The 3,696-nt window shown below is 58.3% G+C and carries 2 rRNA genes; both read left to right on the forward strand.

The annotated features are described in order from the left end of the window. The first annotated feature begins 191 nt into the window (after positions 1-191). Positions 192-1,716: ribosomal RNA gene (locus K7854_RS37080) — 16S ribosomal RNA — on the forward strand. 277 nt (positions 1,717-1,993) lie between these two features. Continuing rightward, positions 1,994-3,696: ribosomal RNA gene (locus tag K7854_RS37085) — 23S ribosomal RNA — on the forward strand; the annotation flags it as partial.

Genomic DNA, 3,696 nt, shown 5'->3' on the forward strand with positions numbered 1-3,696 from the left:
AAGGAAGCGTCCGTTCCTTGAGAACTCAACAGCGTGCCAAAAGTCAACGCCAGATATGTTGATACCCCGACCTGATCGGATCTCTGATCGGGTTGAGGTTCCTTTGAAACACACAGCGAGGACGCTGTGAACGTCGGGACTATTCCTCCCGATGTTCCGCTCTCGTGGTGTCACCCGATTACGGGTAAACATTCACGGAGAGTTTGATCCTGGCTCAGGACGAACGCTGGCGGCGTGCTTAACACATGCAAGTCGAACGATGAACCACTTCGGTGGGGATTAGTGGCGAACGGGTGAGTAACACGTGGGCAATCTGCCCTGCACTCTGGGACAAGCCCTGGAAACGGGGTCTAATACCGGATACTGACGCTCGCAGGCATCTGTGAGAGTCGAAAGCTCCGGCGGTGCAGGATGAGCCCGCGGCCTATCAGCTTGTTGGTGAGGTAACGGCTCACCAAGGCGACGACGGGTAGCCGGCCTGAGAGGGCGACCGGCCACACTGGGACTGAGACACGGCCCAGACTCCTACGGGAGGCAGCAGTGGGGAATATTGCACAATGGGCGAAAGCCTGATGCAGCGACGCCGCGTGAGGGATGACGGCCTTCGGGTTGTAAACCTCTTTCAGCAGGGAAGAAGCGAAAGTGACGGTACCTGCAGAAGAAGCGCCGGCTAACTACGTGCCAGCAGCCGCGGTAATACGTAGGGCGCAAGCGTTGTCCGGAATTATTGGGCGTAAAGAGCTCGTAGGCGGCTTGTCGCGTCGGTTGTGAAAGCCCGGGGCTTAACCCCGGGTCTGCAGTCGATACGGGCAGGCTAGAGTTCGGTAGGGGAGATCGGAATTCCTGGTGTAGCGGTGAAATGCGCAGATATCAGGAGGAACACCGGTGGCGAAGGCGGATCTCTGGGCCGATACTGACGCTGAGGAGCGAAAGCGTGGGGAGCGAACAGGATTAGATACCCTGGTAGTCCACGCCGTAAACGGTGGGCACTAGGTGTGGGCAACATTCCACGTTGTCCGTGCCGCAGCTAACGCATTAAGTGCCCCGCCTGGGGAGTACGGCCGCAAGGCTAAAACTCAAAGGAATTGACGGGGGCCCGCACAAGCGGCGGAGCATGTGGCTTAATTCGACGCAACGCGAAGAACCTTACCAAGGCTTGACATACACCGGAAACGTCCAGAGATGGGCGCCCCCTTGTGGTCGGTGTACAGGTGGTGCATGGCTGTCGTCAGCTCGTGTCGTGAGATGTTGGGTTAAGTCCCGCAACGAGCGCAACCCTTGTCCCGTGTTGCCAGCAACTCTTCGGAGGTTGGGGACTCACGGGAGACCGCCGGGGTCAACTCGGAGGAAGGTGGGGACGACGTCAAGTCATCATGCCCCTTATGTCTTGGGCTGCACACGTGCTACAATGGCCGGTACAATGAGCTGCGATACCGCAAGGTGGAGCGAATCTCAAAAAGCCGGTCTCAGTTCGGATTGGGGTCTGCAACTCGACCCCATGAAGTCGGAGTCGCTAGTAATCGCAGATCAGCATTGCTGCGGTGAATACGTTCCCGGGCCTTGTACACACCGCCCGTCACGTCACGAAAGTCGGTAACACCCGAAGCCGGTGGCCCAACCCCTTGTGGGAGGGAGCTGTCGAAGGTGGGACTGGCGATTGGGACGAAGTCGTAACAAGGTAGCCGTACCGGAAGGTGCGGCTGGATCACCTCCTTTCTAAGGAGCACATAGCCGACTGCAGGCAAGTGTCTTGCACGGTTGCTCATGGGTGGAACGTTGACTATTCGGTCCTGACTCGGGCCGGTGGCTGCCAGTACTGCTCTTCGGAGCGTGGAACGCACGATCACCGGACGGGGCTGGGCCGGGCACGCTGTTGGGTGTCTGAGGGAACGAACCCTCAGTTGCCGGCCCCAGTGCACTCGGGTGTTTTGATCCCGGGGTGATGGGTGGTTGGTCGTTGTTTGAGAACTGCACAGTGGACGCGAGCATCTGTGGCCAAGTTTTTAAGGGCGCACGGTGGATGCCTTGGCACCAGGAACCGATGAAGGACGTGGGAGGCCACGATAGGCCCCGGGGAGTCGTCAACCAGGCTTTGATCCGGGGGTGTCCGAATGGGGAAACCCGGCAGTCGTCATGGGCTGTCACCCGCTGCTGAACACATAGGCAGTGTGGAGGGAACGCGGGGAAGTGAAACATCTCAGTACCCGCAGGAAGAGAAAACAACCGTGATTCCGGGAGTAGTGGCGAGCGAAACCGGATGAGGCTAAACCGTTCACGTGTGAGACCCGGCAGGGGTTGCGTGTGCGGGGTTGTGGGATCTCACTTCTGTTGTCTGCCGGCAACAGGGCGAGTCAGAAACCGTTGATGTAGGCGAAGGACATGCGAAAGGTCCGGCGTAGAGGGTAAGACCCCCGTAGTCGAAATGTCAGCGGCTTGCTTGTGAGACACCCAAGTAGCACGGGGCCCGAGAAATCCCGTGTGAATCTGGCGGGACCACCCGCTAAGCCTAAATATTCCCTGGTGACCGATAGCGGATAGTACCGTGAGGGAATGGTGAAAAGTACCGCGGGAGCGGAGTGAAATAGTACCTGAAACCGTGTGCCTACAAGCCGTGGGAGCGTCGGAACAAGGCTTGCCTTGTTCTCGTGACTGCGTGCCTTTTGAAGAATGAGCCTGCGAGTTTGCGGTGTGTTGCGAGGTTAACCCGGGTGGGGTAGCCGTAGCGAAAGCGAGTCCGAACAGGGCGCTGTAGTAGCACGCTCAAGACCCGAAGCGGAGTGATCTAGCCATGGGCAGGTTGAAGCGGCTGTAAGAGGTCGTGGAGGACCGAACCCACCAGGGTTGAAAACCTGGGGGATGACCTGTGGTTAGGGGTGAAAGGCCAATCAAACTCCGTGATAGCTGGTTCTCCCCGAAATGCATTTAGGTGCAGCGTCGTGTGTTTCTTGCCGGAGGTAGAGCACTGGATAGGCGATGGGCCCTACCGGGTTACTGACCTTAGCCAAACTCCGAATGCCGGTAAGTGAGAGCGCGGCAGTGAGACTGTGGGGGATAAGCTCCATGGTCGAGAGGGAAACAGCCCAGAGCATCGACTAAGGCCCCTAAGCGTACGCTAAGTGGGAAAGGATGTGGAGTCGCACAGACAACCAGGAGGTTGGCTTAGAAGCAGCCACCCTTGAAAGAGTGCGTAATAGCTCACTGGTCTAGTGATTCCGCGCCGACAATGTAGCGGGGCTCAAGCGTACCGCCGAAGTCGTGTCATTGCGATATATACCTCTAACGGGGATCGTGATGGGTAGGGGAGCGTCGTCTGCCGGGTGAAGCAGCACCGGAAGGTAGTTGTGGACGGTTGACGAGTGAGAATGCAGGCATGAGTAGCGATACAAACGTGAGAAACGTTTGCGCCGATTGACTAAGGGTTCCTGGGTCAAGCTGATCTGCCCAGGGTAAGTCGGGACCTAAGGCGAGGCCGACAGGCGTAGTCGATGGATAACCGGTTGATATTCCGGTACCCGCTGTGAAGCGTCAAACATCGAGCATCGTGATGCTAAGGCCGTGAAGCCGCCGGGCCCCGTCTTTGACGTGGTTCGGAGTGGTGGAGCCGCTGAACCAAGCGGTTAGTAGGTGAGTGATGGGGTGACGCAGGAAGGTAGTCCATCCCGGGCGGTGGTTGTCCCGGGGTAAGGGTGTAGGCCG

The organism is Streptomyces hyderabadensis (assembly GCF_020404845.1).
GTDB lineage: Bacteria > Actinomycetota > Actinomycetes > Streptomycetales > Streptomycetaceae > Streptomyces > Streptomyces hyderabadensis.